Origin of the sequence: Burkholderia sp. IT-111MI5 (assembly GCF_949752865.1) — a bacterium.
Lineage (GTDB): Bacteria > Pseudomonadota > Gammaproteobacteria > Burkholderiales > Burkholderiaceae > Burkholderia > Burkholderia pyrrocinia_C.
The window spans coordinates 88924-103311 of the sequence record NZ_CATKIF010000009.1; the positions used below are offsets into that span (position 1 = coordinate 88924).

General features: G+C 64.2%; 9 protein-coding genes and 1 pseudogene. 4 read left to right on the top strand and 6 right to left on the bottom strand.

Annotation, left to right across the window (positions count from 1 at the left end):
* Nucleotides 1-9: 9 nt before the first annotated feature.
* From ACM6JT_RS07505 to ACM6JT_RS07515, 3 genes are all read left to right on the top strand, one after another.
* A complete protein-coding gene (locus ACM6JT_RS07505) occupies nt 10-1821 on the top strand; it encodes an ExeM/NucH family extracellular endonuclease (protein WP_414856200.1) in 1812 nt (603 codons plus the stop codon).
* Between the two features lie 704 nt (nt 1822-2525).
* A complete protein-coding gene (locus ACM6JT_RS07510) occupies nt 2526-4382 on the top strand; it encodes a S10 family serine carboxypeptidase-like protein (protein WP_414856201.1) in 1857 nt (618 codons plus the stop codon).
* A 43-nt stretch (nt 4383-4425) separates the two neighbouring features.
* Nucleotides 4426-4857 carry a hypothetical protein gene (locus tag ACM6JT_RS07515; RefSeq protein WP_063835067.1) on the top strand — a complete coding sequence of 144 codons (432 nt, stop codon included), beginning with the start codon at nt 4426-4428 and terminating at the stop codon, nt 4855-4857.
* An 83-nt stretch (nt 4858-4940) separates the two neighbouring features.
* Here the strand turns inward: ACM6JT_RS07515 and ACM6JT_RS07520 are convergent, their stop codons facing one another.
* Nucleotides 4941-6020, bottom strand: coding sequence for an alcohol dehydrogenase catalytic domain-containing protein (locus ACM6JT_RS07520; RefSeq protein WP_034181940.1), 1080 nt, complete (start codon nt 6018-6020; stop codon nt 4941-4943).
* Nucleotides 6021-6130: 110 nt separating this feature from the next.
* Here ACM6JT_RS07520 and ACM6JT_RS07525 point away from each other — a divergent pair, with 110 nt between their 5' ends.
* Complete coding sequence (locus ACM6JT_RS07525; RefSeq protein ID WP_034181941.1) at nt 6131-6928, top strand: helix-turn-helix transcriptional regulator; 798 nt, start codon at nt 6131-6133, stop codon at nt 6926-6928.
* A gap of 165 nt (nt 6929-7093) precedes the next feature.
* Here the strand turns inward: ACM6JT_RS07525 and ACM6JT_RS07530 are convergent, their stop codons facing one another.
* The 5 genes and pseudogenes from ACM6JT_RS07530 to ACM6JT_RS07550 form a co-directional block, all read right to left on the bottom strand.
* Nucleotides 7094-8572, bottom strand: a complete 1479-nt coding sequence (locus ACM6JT_RS07530; RefSeq protein ID WP_414856202.1) for an aminotransferase class V-fold PLP-dependent enzyme — start codon at nt 8570-8572, stop codon at nt 7094-7096.
* Nucleotides 8573-8836: 264 nt separating this feature from the next.
* Nucleotides 8837-9142, bottom strand: coding sequence for a TrfB-related DNA-binding protein (locus ACM6JT_RS07535; protein ID WP_034182204.1), 306 nt, complete (start codon nt 9140-9142; stop codon nt 8837-8839).
* A gap of 18 nt (nt 9143-9160) precedes the next feature.
* Nucleotides 9161-9418 carry a PAAR domain-containing protein gene (locus tag ACM6JT_RS07540; RefSeq protein ID WP_081938507.1) on the bottom strand — a complete coding sequence of 86 codons (258 nt, stop codon included), beginning with the start codon at nt 9416-9418 and terminating at the stop codon, nt 9161-9163.
* 133 nt (nt 9419-9551) lie between these two features.
* Nucleotides 9552-11543: pseudogene (locus ACM6JT_RS07545) on the bottom strand (hypothetical protein); the annotation flags it as partial.
* A 4-nt stretch (nt 11544-11547) separates the two neighbouring features.
* Complete coding sequence (locus ACM6JT_RS07550) at nt 11548-14316, bottom strand: type VI secretion system Vgr family protein (RefSeq protein ID WP_414856203.1); 2769 nt, start codon at nt 14314-14316, stop codon at nt 11548-11550.
* Between the last annotated feature and the right edge of the window lie 72 nt (nt 14317-14388).

The window sequence follows — 14388 nt, forward strand, 5'->3', positions numbered from 1 at the left end:
TTCCCCGTCATGCGCTCGACAATCCGCCTGTTTGCCCCGTTATTGCTTCTGCCCACGCTCGCTGCGCCGGCGATCGCCGCCACCGCCGCGCCCGTCAGCGCGAACTGCGGCGGCAGCGCGACGCCGATCGCCGATATCCAGGGACCGGGCGCGCCGTCGCCGCTCGCCGGCCAGAACGTGTCGATCGAAGCCGTCGTCACCGCCGATTTCGGCGGCACCGACGGCTTCGGCGGCTTCTTCGTCCAGCAGGCCGACGCGCAGCGCCGCAACCAGCCGGGCGTGTCAGAAGGCCTGTTCGTCTATGCGCCGAAAGTGCGTGCGAAGGCCGGCGATCTCGTGCACGTGACGGGCAAGGTCGAGGAGAAATACGGGCAGACGCAACTCACGCAGTCGGGTGCGATCGCGGTGTGCGCGAACGGCCAGACCGTCACGCCCGCGACGCTCGCGCTGCCGGTCGACGGCCCGAACGCGTTCGCCGCGTATGAAGGGATGCTCGTGCGCCTGCCGCAGACGCTGAACGTCACCGACAACTACGAGCTCGGCCGCTACGGCAGCGTGTTGCTCAGCAACGGCCGCCTGCGCACGCCGACGAGCGTCGTGCCGCCCGCGCAGGCGCAGACGCAGATCGATGCGAACGCACGCAACCGATTGGTACTCGACGACGGCTCGAACAAGCAGAACCCCGCGACCGTGCCGTATCCGGCGCCGGGCCTGTCGGCTGCGAACACGCTGCGCGCGGGCTACACGGTGCGCGACGTCGAAGGCGTGCTCGAAGTGCGTTACGGCGCCTGGCGCGTGCAGCCGCTGCCCGGCGCGGCCGTGCCGGCGTTCGACGCACGCACGAACCCGCGCACCAACGCGCCCGCGCGCGATCCGAAATCGAACCTGCGCGTCGCGTCGTTCAACGTCCTCAACTACTTCAACGGCAACGGTCTCGGCGGCGGCTTCGACGATCCGAACAACCGCGGCGCGAAGAACTACCAGGAATTCCAGCGTCAGGAAGCGAAGATCGTCAGTGCGCTGAAGGCGCTCGATGCCGACGTGATCGGCCTGATGGAAATCCAGAACAACGGCTACGGCGAACTGAGCGCGGTGCGCCAGCTCGCGGCGAAGCTCGGCAACACCTGGCGCGTCGTCGATCCGGGCACGTCGCGCCTCGGCGGCGACGCGATCGCGGTCGCGATGATCTACGACAGCCGCAAGGTCGAGCCGGTCGGCCGCGCGGCCACGCTCGCGATCGACGACAAGAACCGCCAGCCGCTCGCGCAGTCGTTCCGCCGCATCGGCGGCAAGCAGGCGCTGACGGTCGCGGTGAACCACCTGAAGTCGAAGAACTGCCCGGACGCCGCGAACGACGATCTCGACCAGGGCGACGGCCAGGGCTGCTGGAACCCGACGCGCACGCGTGCGGCGGCGAAGGTTGCCGACTGGCTCGCCGGCACGCCGACCGGTGTCGCGGGCCAGGGCGTGCTGCTGATCGGCGACTTCAACAGCTATACGCATGAAGACCCGATCCGCGCGCTCGAATCGCGCGGCTACCGCAACCTCGTCGCGCGCTGGATCGGTGCGAACGCGTACAGCTACGTGTACAACGGCGAGGCCGGTTATCTCGATCACGCGCTCGCGACGCTGCCGCTCGCGTCGCACGTGAAGGCCGTGCACGAATGGCACGTCAACGCGGACGAGCCGCTCGCGCTGCAATACACGATGGCGTACAAGTCGGCCGAGCAGCAGAAGACGTTCTACGCGCCGGATGCGTATCGTTCGTCGGATCACGATCCGGTGCTGATCGATATCGCGCTGCCGGGCGGCGGGCGTTGATGGCGGGTTGATTGTTTGTGGCGGGCGACGGCGCGTGTGTATCGCGCGCCGCTCGCACCGCGGAAAATCCGGTCGGATATCGGGTAAATAATTCCACTGCAACCGAGGCGAATTAGCGGAATCGGTATTTTGTGGATGGCGAGGCACGCATAAGCCCCGCGGATTGAAAAATTGTAGAAGTGAATAGAGTCATCGAATCACGTATGCATGAAGCTACGCCGCTTTAATCGATTTGTGATAATAAAAATGAAAGAAAAATCCTGTCGATCTGAAGGCTAACTTTGAAGCGCTTCGTCAATACAGAAGGCGCTTCTGCGTTGTGCGAGAAAAGCAAAATATTCGGCGAAGCCTTGCCGACAAGGCGTGCCTTGCACGAATAATCCCGCTTTCTTTCAAATTCCAGACACTGACCGGCCTTCGCATCATTACGGGATTTTTAATATCGGAATGATCTTTGACAACGCGGCGCAGCACCGCCTATTTTGTCGATGTCGTAAATTTCGGTAATCAGAAAAGAAGTCCAAACTGCAGGGGGCGGTTCAAGCACGATTCTCGCCGGCAGTTTGCTGTGTCTGTATCACGTTCAGTCTCTTGAAGCAGTCCGATCCCAACCGCCTTTTGCGCGAGTGGCGGGTGTTGCTGCGCGTCTCGCCGGCGAAGGCGGCCTTTGTGAAGCGGTATCCGAACCAAATCAAAGGGCAGAGATGAAACCAGACAGGAGCTGTACCGGCAGCCGCCAAGGTCGCCGTGGTCGTCACGGCCGATTGGCCGGGCTAGGCGCATTGACCGTCATGACACTGGCGCTCGCGGCATGCGGCGGCGACGATTCGTCGTCCGTCGGCGCGTCGAGCCTCGCGCAGGCGATCGCTAGCCAGCAGGCCAGCGCGCAAGCGGCCGCCAGCCAGGCGCCGGCGGCCAACCAGCCTTACGTCGATCAGGTCGCGTATTCGATGAATGCGACCGACGGCCTCGCCGCCGCGCAAGTGTCCGAGAAAGCGGCGGTCATGCATTACCAGTGGAAGTCCGGCGGCACGACCATCAACTACACGACCACCACCGGCCACCTGACCGCGCAGGACGCGAACGGCAATGCGGAAGCGTCGATGTCGTATGTCGCGTACACCGCGCCGAGCACGAACGGCAAGCCGCGGCCCGTCACGTTCGTGTATAACGGCGGCCCCGGCTCGTCGTCGATCTGGCTGCGCCTCGGCTCGTTCGCGCCGACCCGCGTCGCCACGCCCGATCCGCTGTTCGGCAGCAACTGGCCGAACTATCCGCTCGTCGACAACGCGGAAAGCCTGATCGACACCACCGACCTCGTGTTCATCGACCCGCCGGGAACCGGGCTGTCGGAAGCCGTGTTGCCGAACACCAACCAGAAGTACTGGGGTTCCGATGCGGACGTGAACATCATGCGCGACTTCATCCAGCGTTACCTGAACGTCAACAGCCGCGGCAGCTCGCCGATCTACCTGTACGGCGAATCGTACGGCACGCCGCGCACCGACATGCTGGCGCTCGCGCTCGAATCGGCCGGCGTGCACCTGACGGGCATCGTGCTGCAGTCGGCAATCCTGAACTACTTCGCGGATGCAGTGGAAGCGGTGGCGATCACGCAGTCGACGGAAGGGCTGCTGCTCGAAACCGATACGGTGGCAGGTTATCTGCCAGGTTACGCGGCGGTCGCGGCGTACTTCAACCAGGTCTCGCCGGCGCCGGTGAACCAGGCTTTGTACGCACTGCAGACGGAACTGTTCACGACGCTGATCTACAACCAGCTGCAGAAGTATTCGCAGTCGTGGGTGTTGAGCCAGCTCGGCATTCCGGATGCGCTCGGCACGCCGGTGTTCCCGAGCGATGCGACGCTCCAGCTGTGGTCGATCCCGTCGAGCCTGACGCAACAGGCGCTGCGCGGCTACTTCAACGCGAACCCGTTCGGCACGAGCCTGCTGCCCGGAACGACGGTCGGCCGCTATGACGGACGCGTGTCGCTGCCGAACTCCGATCCGCGTCTGCAAACCGACGGCGATCCGTCCGACATCCTGATCTCGCAGCCGTTCACGAACGCGCTCGCGACGCAGATGCCGGACTACCTCGGCTATACCGCGCCGAATGCGACTTACCTGCCGCTGAACGACAACATCATCGGCGTATGGGACTTCTCGCACGACGGCCAGCCGATGCCCGACACGATCCCCGATCTGCTCGGTGCGCTGCAGCTCAACCCGAAGCTTCGCGTGCTCGCGGAGAATGGCTTCCACGATCTCGCGACGCCGTTCTTCAACACCGAGAAGCAACTCGCGCGGCTGCAGACGGTGAAGGGGCTGAACCCGAAGCTGCAGGTGAACTTCTTCCAGGGCGGTCACATGACGTATCTGGACGATGTCGCGCGCCCGCAGATGAAGCGAGACCTGACGACGTTCTATCGCGGCAAGCGGATTCCGACGGCGCTGACGCTGCATACGCTGCCGCCGCCGTGGCCGGACGAGAACCCGCCCAGCGTGCCGACCGGCAGCGTCCCGGGCGCGACGGCCGCGACGACGCTGGCGGCGGCCCCTTGAGCGACGGACTCCTTGTCAAAGGAACCCTCTATTCATCCATTGAATGCGAGTGATCATGTCCCTAATCAAATTGATTCGGCGTACGTCTGCGTTGATCGTCCTCGGTGCCGCGATGAGCAGCGCCTACGCATTGCCGCCGCAGGCGGTGGCGCCGGTGAAGCTGCCGCATGGCGGGCGCGGTGTCGACGGTCCGTTCTTTCCTGCCACGCGTGCGGCGCCGGTGTTGCCGTCGACCGGCACGACGCTGCAGCAGCAGGCGCAGCGGCGTGTTGACGCGAGGCTCGGCGCCAATACGGTGCTGAGCAACGGTGCGGCCGTGACGAAGGCGCAGGCGCAGAGCAGCGGGCTCGGTTTCGTGTCGAAGCACTTCGACGAGATCGATGCGAAGCACACGGGCCGCGTGACGATGAGCGATGTACGGCAGTTCATCCAGCAGCGGCAGGTGCAGGCGCAGCAGGAACAGCAGGACGAGTGATGTAGCGGTGTATGGCCTGACGGCCGGGTGCTGGCGCGGAGTGTGCGTCGGCACCCGGCACTCACGAATGCCGTGCGTCGAGGCTATGGCGCGATCACGGTCATCCTGAACGGCCCGCCGTTCGCCGCCGCATGCGCGACCGCTTCGTTCGCATCGTCGAGCGCGAACACCGTCACGTCGAAATGCCCGAGGTCGAGCAGCCCGCCGCGGACGAGCCCCGTCATCAGCGTCACGGCTTCCGTCGGGCACATCCACTTGCCGCGCAGCGTGATGTCGTTGCGCATGATCCACGGATACGGCAGTTCGAGCCCTGCACCGCCGAGCATGCCGACGCCGCCCATCAGCACCACGCGCCCATACGGGCGCACCGCCATCACTGCGGCACGCACCGTCGTCGCGGGCACCGACGGCGGCATCAGGTCGATCACGCAGTCGATCGGCCCCGGCGCCGCCTGCTGCATGCGTGCGCGATCCGCGGCTTCGTCGCCGGTTAGCGCGACGGTGCGCACGCGTTCGCCGAAGCGGCGTTCGAGATCCGCGAGCGTGCGCGCATTGCGGCCGGGCGCGACCACGCACCGCGCGCCCATCGCCAGTGCCACCGCGATGCCTGCGCTGCCGAAGTTGCCGGTTGCGCCGCTGACGAGCACGATCTCGCCCGCGCGCAGATCGGACGCGAGCAGCCCGCCGTACGGCACGAGCAGCGTATTGAGCGCGCACCAGCGTGCGGCGTCGGCCGGCGGGATGTCGCCGATGCGCACGGCGTTCTCGGTCGGCACCCGCAGTCGTTCGGCAAACGGGCCGTCGTGGAAGTGGCGCTGCAATTGCTTGCCGCCTTCGCCGCGCGCGCTCCAGCCCTGCAGCACGATATCGGGCATCAGCGCATCGTCGCGCGCGCGCACGGTCGGATCGCAGAACACCCAGTCGCCCGGCTGCAACCTCGTCGCGTCGGGGCCGGTTTGCCGGACACGGCCGATTGCGCCGCAGCCGGGCACCATCGGCAGTTCGATCGGATACCGGCGCTCGCCGCTGAACACTTCCCGTGCATAGGACAGCACCGGTGCCGCAACGACATCCACGATGACCTCGCCGGTGCCGAGCACGGGATCCGGCATCGTCTCGATCGCGAGCGGCATGCCGAGCGACTTCAGAATCGCAGCTTTCATGACTGTTCCAGAGGGTGGGGGACGCGCCGATTCTGGCAGGCTTAGAATCCGCAACAAGGCCCGGCACGAGCCCAGGATCGACCGATACCACCCTGCACGGAGCGACCCCGATGACCGTTACGACGCGAACCCCGTTCGGCGATTTTCTGCGCTCGCGGCGCAAGAAGCTGCGGCCGGATGCCGTCGGCCTGCACGACGGCCCGCGCCGGCGCACGCCCGGCCTGCGGCGAGAGGAAGTCGCGGAACTGGCGGGCATCGGCGTCGACTGGTATGTGCGGCTGGAGCAGGGGCGCGACGTCAGCCCGTCGGACGCGACGCTCGACGCGCTGGCACGCGCATTGCGGCTGGACAAGGCCGAGGCTGCCCATCTGCGCGCGCTCGCGCGGCGAGACACGTCGCGTGCGTTCGTGCCGGAGTGCGTGCCGCCCACCATCGCGCGGCTCGTCGCGAATCTTCACCTGCCTGCGTACGTGACCGGGCGGCGCTGGGACATCCTCGCGTGGAATGCCGCCGCGGCCGACCTGCTCGGCTTCGATCGGCTCGCGGAAGCCGACCGCAACATCCTGGTCTACATGTTCGTCGAGCCGCACGCGCGTCGGCTCTTCGCCGGGAGTTGGGCCGACGAAGCGCGCCGGATGATCGCGCTGTTTCGCACGAACCATGATCTCCATGCGAACGATCCGGCGTTCATTGCGCTGGTGGAGCGCCTGCGCGCGAGCAGCGACGAGTTCGCGAAATGGTGGGATGCGCACGACGTGCGCAGCGGGGCGTCGGGCCAGAAGGTGCTCGTGCATGCGCAACGCGGCACGCAGCGTTATGAATACGCGACGTTTCAGGCGAACGACGATCCCGCATTGAAGCTGGCGATTTATTCGCCGGTGAATGGCGATGGGGGCGGCGGCGAATAGGGGCGCGCGCGACAGGATTGCCGGCGGGGCATGCAACGGCAGGCGTCAGCCGGGTGGCCGAGGCTTGATTGGTTGGCCTGCGTCACCACCCGGCGACGTCTCAACGCATCGGCATCCTTTGCGTGCGAAGGCGCGCGGTGCAGCGTGTTCGGGCAATGTTCCGCGTCAGGCCGTACGCCGGCTCGACAAACGATTCCACAGCATGCCGGAGCGGCTCCCGCTTCGGCAATACGCGAGCACCGGCTTCTGCAGCGAGTCGACCAACGCACCGAACGCATCGACTTCCGCGTCGCCGATATGATCGCGCTCGACCGGCAGGTAGCGCGCTTCGAGGCCCAGTTCGCGGGCAGCCGCCGCGATCTCGTCGAACGCAGGCTGATCGTCGCCTTCGCCGTCCGGGCGGTTGCAGATGACCGAGCGGAAGCCCGCATTCCGGATCGCCTTCAGATCGGCCGGCGTGATCTGCCGCGAAGCGGAAAACCCGTTCGCAGCCGTCGCCCGACATTGCTCGATCGCTTTCCGGAAACAGGCGATCGCGAAATCGACGTCCTGCTCCGTCGTAAAGCGACCGAAGCTCACGCGCACGGTGCGGCCGGCAGTTTCCGCATCGAGGCCGGTCGCGGTCAGCACGTGCGACGGTGCACCGCTGGTCGAGTTGCATGCGGACGTCGACGACACGGCGAGCGCTTCGCCGAGCATGAACGGGAAAAAGCCGGGCGCGTTCACCGTCAGGCTCAACGTGTGCGGAATGCGGCGCGCAGCAGCGGCGTTCTGCGTGACATCGCCGAGCGCGAACAGCGCGTCCGTCAGGCGTGCGCCGAGCGCAGCAATCCGCACGGCTTCGCCGTCGAGTTTTTCGGCGGCGAGTTCGCACGCGACACCCATGCCGACGATCTGATGCGTCGCGAGCGTGCCCGAGCGCAGCCCGCGCTCGTGTCCGCCGCCATGAATCTGCGGGGCGATCCGGTCGGCGATGTCGCGGCGCACGAACAGCGCGCCGATGCCCTTGGGGCCGTACACCTTGTGCGCGGACATCGACATCATGTCGATGCCGAGCGCACGCACGTCGATCGGCGTCTTGCCGAGCGCTTGCGCGGCGTCGACGTGGAGCAGCGCGCCCGCGGCGTGCACGATGCGCGCGATCGCGGCGATGTCGGTCAGCGTGCCGATCTCGTTGTTCACGAGCATCAGCGACACGAGGCCGGTATCGGGGCCGATCGCCGCGGCGACCGCGTCGGCGGTGATTTCGCCGTCGTGCGTGGGCGTCAGGAAGCTGACCGACATCCCGCGCTTCGACAGGTTCGCCATCGTATCGAGAATGGCCTTGTGCTCGAGGCGGCTCGTGATCAGGTGGCGCTTGTCGGTCGCGGTTTCCGCATAGCCCTTCAGCGCGAGGTTGTTCGATTCGGTGGCGCCCGACGTCCAGACGATCTCGTCGGCATCCGCGCCGATCAGCGCGGCGACTTGCGCGCGTGCGCGCTCGACCTGTTCCCGCGCCAGCCGGCCGGCGGCATGCGAGCTCGATGCGGGATTGCCGAAGATGCCGTCGAAGCCGAGGCAGGCCGTCATCGCTTCGATCACGCGGGGATCCGCGGGCGTCGTCGCCGCGTAGTCGAGGTAGTGCAGCGTGGTGGTGTCGCTCATGTCCGTTTCTTGCTGATTCTGAATGGGAGAAATGATACGGGGGACAGGAGGGAAAATGGATCCAAAATAGGTCGGTGATCCAGCTTGATATGGAATAACGTTTTCTTTTAATGTGGAATAGTGGAATTTATTTCTTGGTGGGCAGGGCCGTGCGCGACGTGCCCCCATCGCCGGGTTGCCGTGAAACGATGGGCGAGCGGTGCCTTCCCGCGTCGTTTCGTATTTGGGGGCGGTCGCTACTGTTCCACGGGTTCGATCAAGTCGTTACTGTGGATCGGATGGCTTGGCCAGTCGGTGAGCGTCCCGAACCCATGCATGCAATGCGCTTTCGTACTTTGCCGGGATCGTAATCGTCAGTGTGGTCAGGCGCGTATCGTTGCCCGGCAGCTCCAGATACCTTTGCCAGGCCTTCCGCACAAGTTGCGACATGGCGGAACACGTCATGCCGAGTTCGGCGGCAAGCGCACGCTGTGACCGGCCCTTCACGAAGATTTCAAACAACGCCCAATGGTTGATGGGCTTGATCCGGGTATCTTGGAGCTTCAACAGTCGGAACTGTTCGGCGCTCATGCGTCGGCTTTGCCGCATTCAGACACGCCCGGAAGTTTGCAGGGAAGAAATCAACGCCGCGCCGCAGGAAGTCTTGTGGCCGTCGAATGCGGCGGCGCTGCCTTCGACATCAAACGCCATGTCACCTTCGGCAATCACACCGGTTCCGTGAATCGGACATGAACACGCGTCGCCAATGCGGGCGACCGCGCGTCCCATTACCTTGCTCCTTCCGGCTCCGGACTCGACCCGGCCGCCGTGGGTGTGTACGTCGCCTACTCGAATAATTCCTCGCATATAACCAATCTCCTGAATGACTTGTCGCGGTGGCCGCGTTCGCTCGAAACGCGCTGCCGCGTCGGTTTGCATCACCACGAATAGCCCTGCGTTCCGTAGTTCGTGTCGTGACGACGGCCCCACCACGGCAGATATTGGTCTGGCCACGATCCAGCCAATCCGTGATCTGCTTGTCTCGCCAGTCCTTGTAGCCGTCAGGTAGATCGCTTTTCCCATCCTCTCCGATAACATGACCGTCGTCGTCGACCCACTCGGTGTTCAACGTTCGGCGCGTCTCCATCCGCATCAGTGCACGGTCCTCGTAACGCTGCCCGGCTTCACTCCCGGCCGTCCCCTGGGCGTCGCCGTCCTTGTTCTTCGCCTTGTACTGGTCATAAGGGTCATCTGCCTGTTTGTCCACATCGCTCTTGCTCGCATCGCGCCATGCGGACGGCGGATCGTTACCTTCGTTGAAGTCGCTTACCGCGTCGCCGTCCCGCGTTTCGACCGGCTTGCCGAACCGCAGCGCCTTCGGCGGAAATGTTTCGTCCAATGCAGGTGCATCCGCAACGATCGTCCACCCCTTCGGCGGATCTTCGTTCACACGAAACATCTTTAGTGCGGAAGTCGCAGCGGTCGCCGCATACATGATCGGCGCAGTGATCAATGTTCCCATCATCCCGAAGATGGATTCGTTTCCTTTGAGCGCACCGATCAGACCGAATTTTGCCGGCGGCGACGGGGGATACCAGAAGCCCGATGTCGTCCCTTTCTCGCCATGCCGCCAGTCGTCTTCCCAATATCGATAAGGTTTCTGCACGCCGACATCGAAGCCGGACGCGAACACGCGCTGCGTCAGGACGCCGGATACGCGGATGTCGTCGAGTTCGTGCTTGCCGATACCGCGCCAGCCGATACCCTGCACAGTTACGGCCGAGATCACCTGATCGTGCGGACAGCAATACGACGTGACGCGCCCGTACGTCGAACCGTTCAGGCCGTGACGCGCGCGGTCATCCTGCGCGGCATAGGACTTGTTGCTCGTCGGCGATACGCGGTCATTTGCCATGTCTTCATCGACCTTGTCGGGCGACGGCTCGTATGCGGCGCGGGCGCCGATGATCGACAGGAATTTTCCGAACGTCTGCGTGCGTGCCGCGTAAGTCTGTCGTCCGCGATTGCCCTTGTCGTCCTTCGTTCCGCGCTGTGACCACGTGTCCATGAATATGCTGGATTTTTGCTGACCTTCGCCCTGAGCGAAACTGTACGGGGCATTCGCCAGCACGTAGGCGTCCGCAACGCACCGTCCCTTACGCCCCCAAGGATCTTCGACTTCCGGTAACGCATCACCAAAGAACGCGCCTGTGAGGCCGACGATATTCCCTTGGCTGTGACACACAACCGTGATCGGTACATTGGCCTGCATCTTGCGGATCGACTCGATCAACCTGGCGAGCCGCAACGCGGCAAGCACGCCATACGCACGCGGCGGCGCGCGATACAGTGGCCGGTTGGTCGGGTTGATACCCTGCACGGACGTCCATCCGAATGCCCGGTCGTCGAGGCCGCCGTGCCAAAGATCAGGCAGGCTCGAACAGCCGTTGGTGAACGGACCGCCGCCCCAATAGTCCTTCTCGTTCAGAAAGATCTTGTCGCCGTATTCCTTCAGCTCTTCCAGTGTCGCCTTGTAGCCCCACCGGAAATGGATGACGGGTGAGAACGACGGATCGGGTTTGACATAGGTTCCCGCCCAAAGCTGCGGGTTCAGAAACCCGTCCGGCGTCACGCCTTCGGTGTACTTCGCGGGCGTCAACTGTCCGGCATCGACGCCTTGATACTTCATCTGATCGTCCAGGCCCCCGAGTCGGCGATTCAGGCCTTCGCACAGTCCTTCTTCGGACGCTTCGAACCATTCGCCCTCAGAGTTGACACCGTGGACGAAGATGACGACCCCAGGCAACGGAAGTTGCTTGACGCAGACAAGCCGGTTGTTCTTGTCGAACAACATCGGCCCTTCGGTTCGGCCGACGACGATAGGCGGCGATTCGGAACGCGATGCAGCCGTGTCGGGCGCGTCGGTCTTTGCGGCGGGCTCGTCGGTGCGCGCGTTCGCTACCGGTCGGGGATCGAGAATCGAGGCGGCCATGGTTTTAAACGTTTTTCTTGATGAACTGCACCGCCAGCTTCTCGAACTGGTCGGCATGGACCGCCGGCAGTTCGCCGGCCGTGTCGGTCGTGAGGTTCGACAGTGCCCCGGACGCCTTCTGAATTTGCCCGTCGAAGCCCGCCACCGCATCGCCATCGGTCGCGCGAACGAGTTTCGGCACGCGGCCAAGCGGGGCTTTGTCGAACTTCGGCATATCGGCGTTCATGCTGGCCGGACCATCCCACGCATGGCCCGCCGACTTCACGGTGAAGATGCCGGGGCAGCCAAGTTCGATGTTGCCGCCGTCAAGCTTGAGATACGCGCCGCCCGATGTGACGAGAACCACCTGATCGTTTGCCATGCCGGCAAGCGTGCCGCCCGCCGCAGTCAACTGGATGTTCTTCGCCGAATCCACCTGCGTGTCGTCGTTCTGCGACTGGATCGTCACCTTCCCCTGATTCGCGATTGCCGACACGCCGTCGCTGTGCGCGAACATCGCGATGCCATGACCGCCATGCAGACTGATGCGCTCGCCGCTGGCGAGTTGCACGTGCTGCCGTGCGATCTGATCGATGTTCTCGCCCGCATACATGACATGCGTTTTGGGAGTGACGTGCAGCGATCCTGCCTGCGCGCCGAACGCCAGCAACGCGGATGCGTCACCGGCTGCACCGGATTCCGCGCTGCCGGGTGTCCAGTTGCGGAACGCATCGGCGATCTTGTCCTGGCCGACGGTATCGGCCGACTGTCCGCCATGCTGGCCGGCATAGTCGCCGAGCGATTTGAACAGTTCGGCGCACTGGTCGAGCAAGTGAATCAGCTCGTCGCGATCGATCTGACCACCGGTCGCGCGTGTGCGCGCATAGGTCGACAATAGAATGCCCTGGGCGGCGCGCAACGCCGCGGCGGCGTCGGTGCGCAGTTCCGCACCTTCGCCCCGATCGCTTCCGTGTCCGTCTTTCCGGGGCTGCGTCAGGTACCCCAGATTCAATTGGGTATGCGCGTGTTCGCTCGCCAACTGCGCCGAGATTTGCGATGGCGTATCGTCCAGGCGAAGCTGGTTGTACCGATCGCCGTTGATTTCCTTGGTTTTGATCCCGGACACGTAGCGGTTGCCGGGTAGCGCGCCGGTATGCGTGAAAGTCGCAGGCGGGTTTGCGCCGTTGCTCAAAACCCCGATGATGACCAGACGGTCCGGATCGCCAGACAGGCACCCGAGCAAGACTTCCATCCCGACCCGAGGCAGGAAGAGCGCACCGAAGTACTTGCCTGCCAGACTCGCCGCGACACGTATCGGCGCACTGTCACCGGCCGCCCCGTTCGTTCCGGCACCTTGCGCGTGCGCGTGATCCGCCGGATCGAAGCCGTGAATCCGCACGCGCACGCGGCCGGCTTTGTCGCAGAACACTTCTTCTCCCTGCGTGCCGACGATCGTGCCGGTCAGCAGGTGAGCCGGCGGCAAGTCGATTTCCGGATCGTAGGACGGCTTGAGCGGCACACCGCGACGCACGCACGTGAAACTGTTCTCGTAACGCGTGTCTGTTCGGTCCGACGCATCGGCCGGCAGGAACGGTGTGGTTCGCGTGAGGTTCCGGCTCGCCGCGAACAGCGCGTTCACGCGGCTCGTCAGGTCTTTCGGCAGGTTGTTCCAGATATCGTGCCGAACCGACGTCATGACGAACTGCCGCCGTTCGGCCAGCTTCATGTCCAGTTCGGGGTCGCCCGTCAGCGTGAACCAGTAACCGACCGGCATATCGCGTACGCTACCGATACCGTCGTAGCGCTCAGCCTCGAACTGGTGGGCGAGTATCCGGTCGTGTGTGATGCGGCCGTGATCGTTCCACGAATCGCCCACGTGCGGAATATCGATCGCCACATCGGTCAGCAATTGGGCAAGGTCGTTGCCGGCGTCGCCCTGATCGATGCTGCTTGCGATAGCAGAGACGTCCATGCGGGCCTTCTTGTAGTCCCACGACGGACGGCTGGCTTTGCCGGGAGACAGGCTTTGATAACGAGCGAACAGCGTCACCGTATCGCGTAGTTCGGTTCCTGCATCGCGCGGGTGAAGACGCACGGTACCGGCGGGTGATTCCGCCAATCGAAGCGGGTCATCGCAGAATGCGAGCGTATGAATCGGCCGCTCTTCGGTCGTGCTACGCGCCCCTCCGACCGGCCCGGCCTTCGCAAAAACCGTGATGCCTTCGCGCCGCAGCAGTCGACGCACAAAACGAGCGTCCGACTCGTTGATCTGCCGCGTCAGTTCGCGTGCCGGATAGCGCTCGGTTCGCAATCCGGACAGATCGAAATCGAATGCACGCGCGAGTGCGGCGCTGCGTTGTCGCCATTCGTTCATCAGCGTGGCAAGAATCTCGATAACGCTCATCGATCGGAATACGCGGGAGTTGGTGCGGTAGTCCATCAACGAAAGCGCATCGCAGACGTGCAACTGGTACACCGTCAGCTCGCCGTCGGATTGACCGATATGCACGTCCCGCACGATTGCATTGATCGTCCGCACGTCGCCCCGGTCGGTCGTCAGGCGGACCGATACAGGCAGGCCGAGAAACAGCGTGGGGGATAGATGATCGCGTGTGGAAACGCAGGTCAGGTACCCGTCGATGCCCGACATCAACCCTTCGCGGATATCGGCGTGATGGAGCGCCAGCAGATGGCCGACTGCGCGTTGCGCCTGCCCGAAATGAAGGGCGACCGGCCGCTTGTTCCAGTCGACAAGACCGGATGCAAAGTTTCGAAATGTTGCTGCTATCGACATAACGGCAATCTCGTTATTATTTTCCGGATTCGGACTTGTTCGAATTGGACTCTCGGTTTAATAAAGCGGCAC

What these genes read in the sequence shown, in the direction of transcription:
- ACM6JT_RS07520 (WP_034181940.1), bottom strand. Translation starts at nt 6,020, where the DNA reads ATGAAAGCTGCGATTCTGAAGTCGCTCGGCATGCCGCTCGCGATCGAG.
- ACM6JT_RS07515 (WP_063835067.1), top strand. Translation starts at nt 4,426, where the DNA reads ATGCGAGTGATCATGTCCCTAATCAAATTGATTCGGCGTACGTCTGCG.
- ACM6JT_RS07505 (WP_414856200.1), top strand. Translation starts at nt 10, where the DNA reads ATGCGCTCGACAATCCGCCTGTTTGCCCCGTTATTGCTTCTGCCCACG.
- ACM6JT_RS07535 (WP_034182204.1), bottom strand. Translation starts at nt 9,142, where the DNA reads ATGAGCGCCGAACAGTTCCGACTGTTGAAGCTCCAAGATACCCGGATC.
- ACM6JT_RS07550 (WP_414856203.1), bottom strand. Translation starts at nt 14,316, where the DNA reads ATGTCGATAGCAGCAACATTTCGAAACTTTGCATCCGGTCTTGTCGAC.
- ACM6JT_RS07540 (WP_081938507.1), bottom strand. Translation starts at nt 9,418, where the DNA reads ATGCGAGGAATTATTCGAGTAGGCGACGTACACACCCACGGCGGCCGG.
- ACM6JT_RS07530 (WP_414856202.1), bottom strand. Translation starts at nt 8,572, where the DNA reads ATGAGCGACACCACCACGCTGCACTACCTCGACTACGCGGCGACGACG.
- ACM6JT_RS07525 (WP_034181941.1), top strand. Translation starts at nt 6,131, where the DNA reads ATGACCGTTACGACGCGAACCCCGTTCGGCGATTTTCTGCGCTCGCGG.
- ACM6JT_RS07510 (WP_414856201.1), top strand. Translation starts at nt 2,526, where the DNA reads ATGAAACCAGACAGGAGCTGTACCGGCAGCCGCCAAGGTCGCCGTGGT.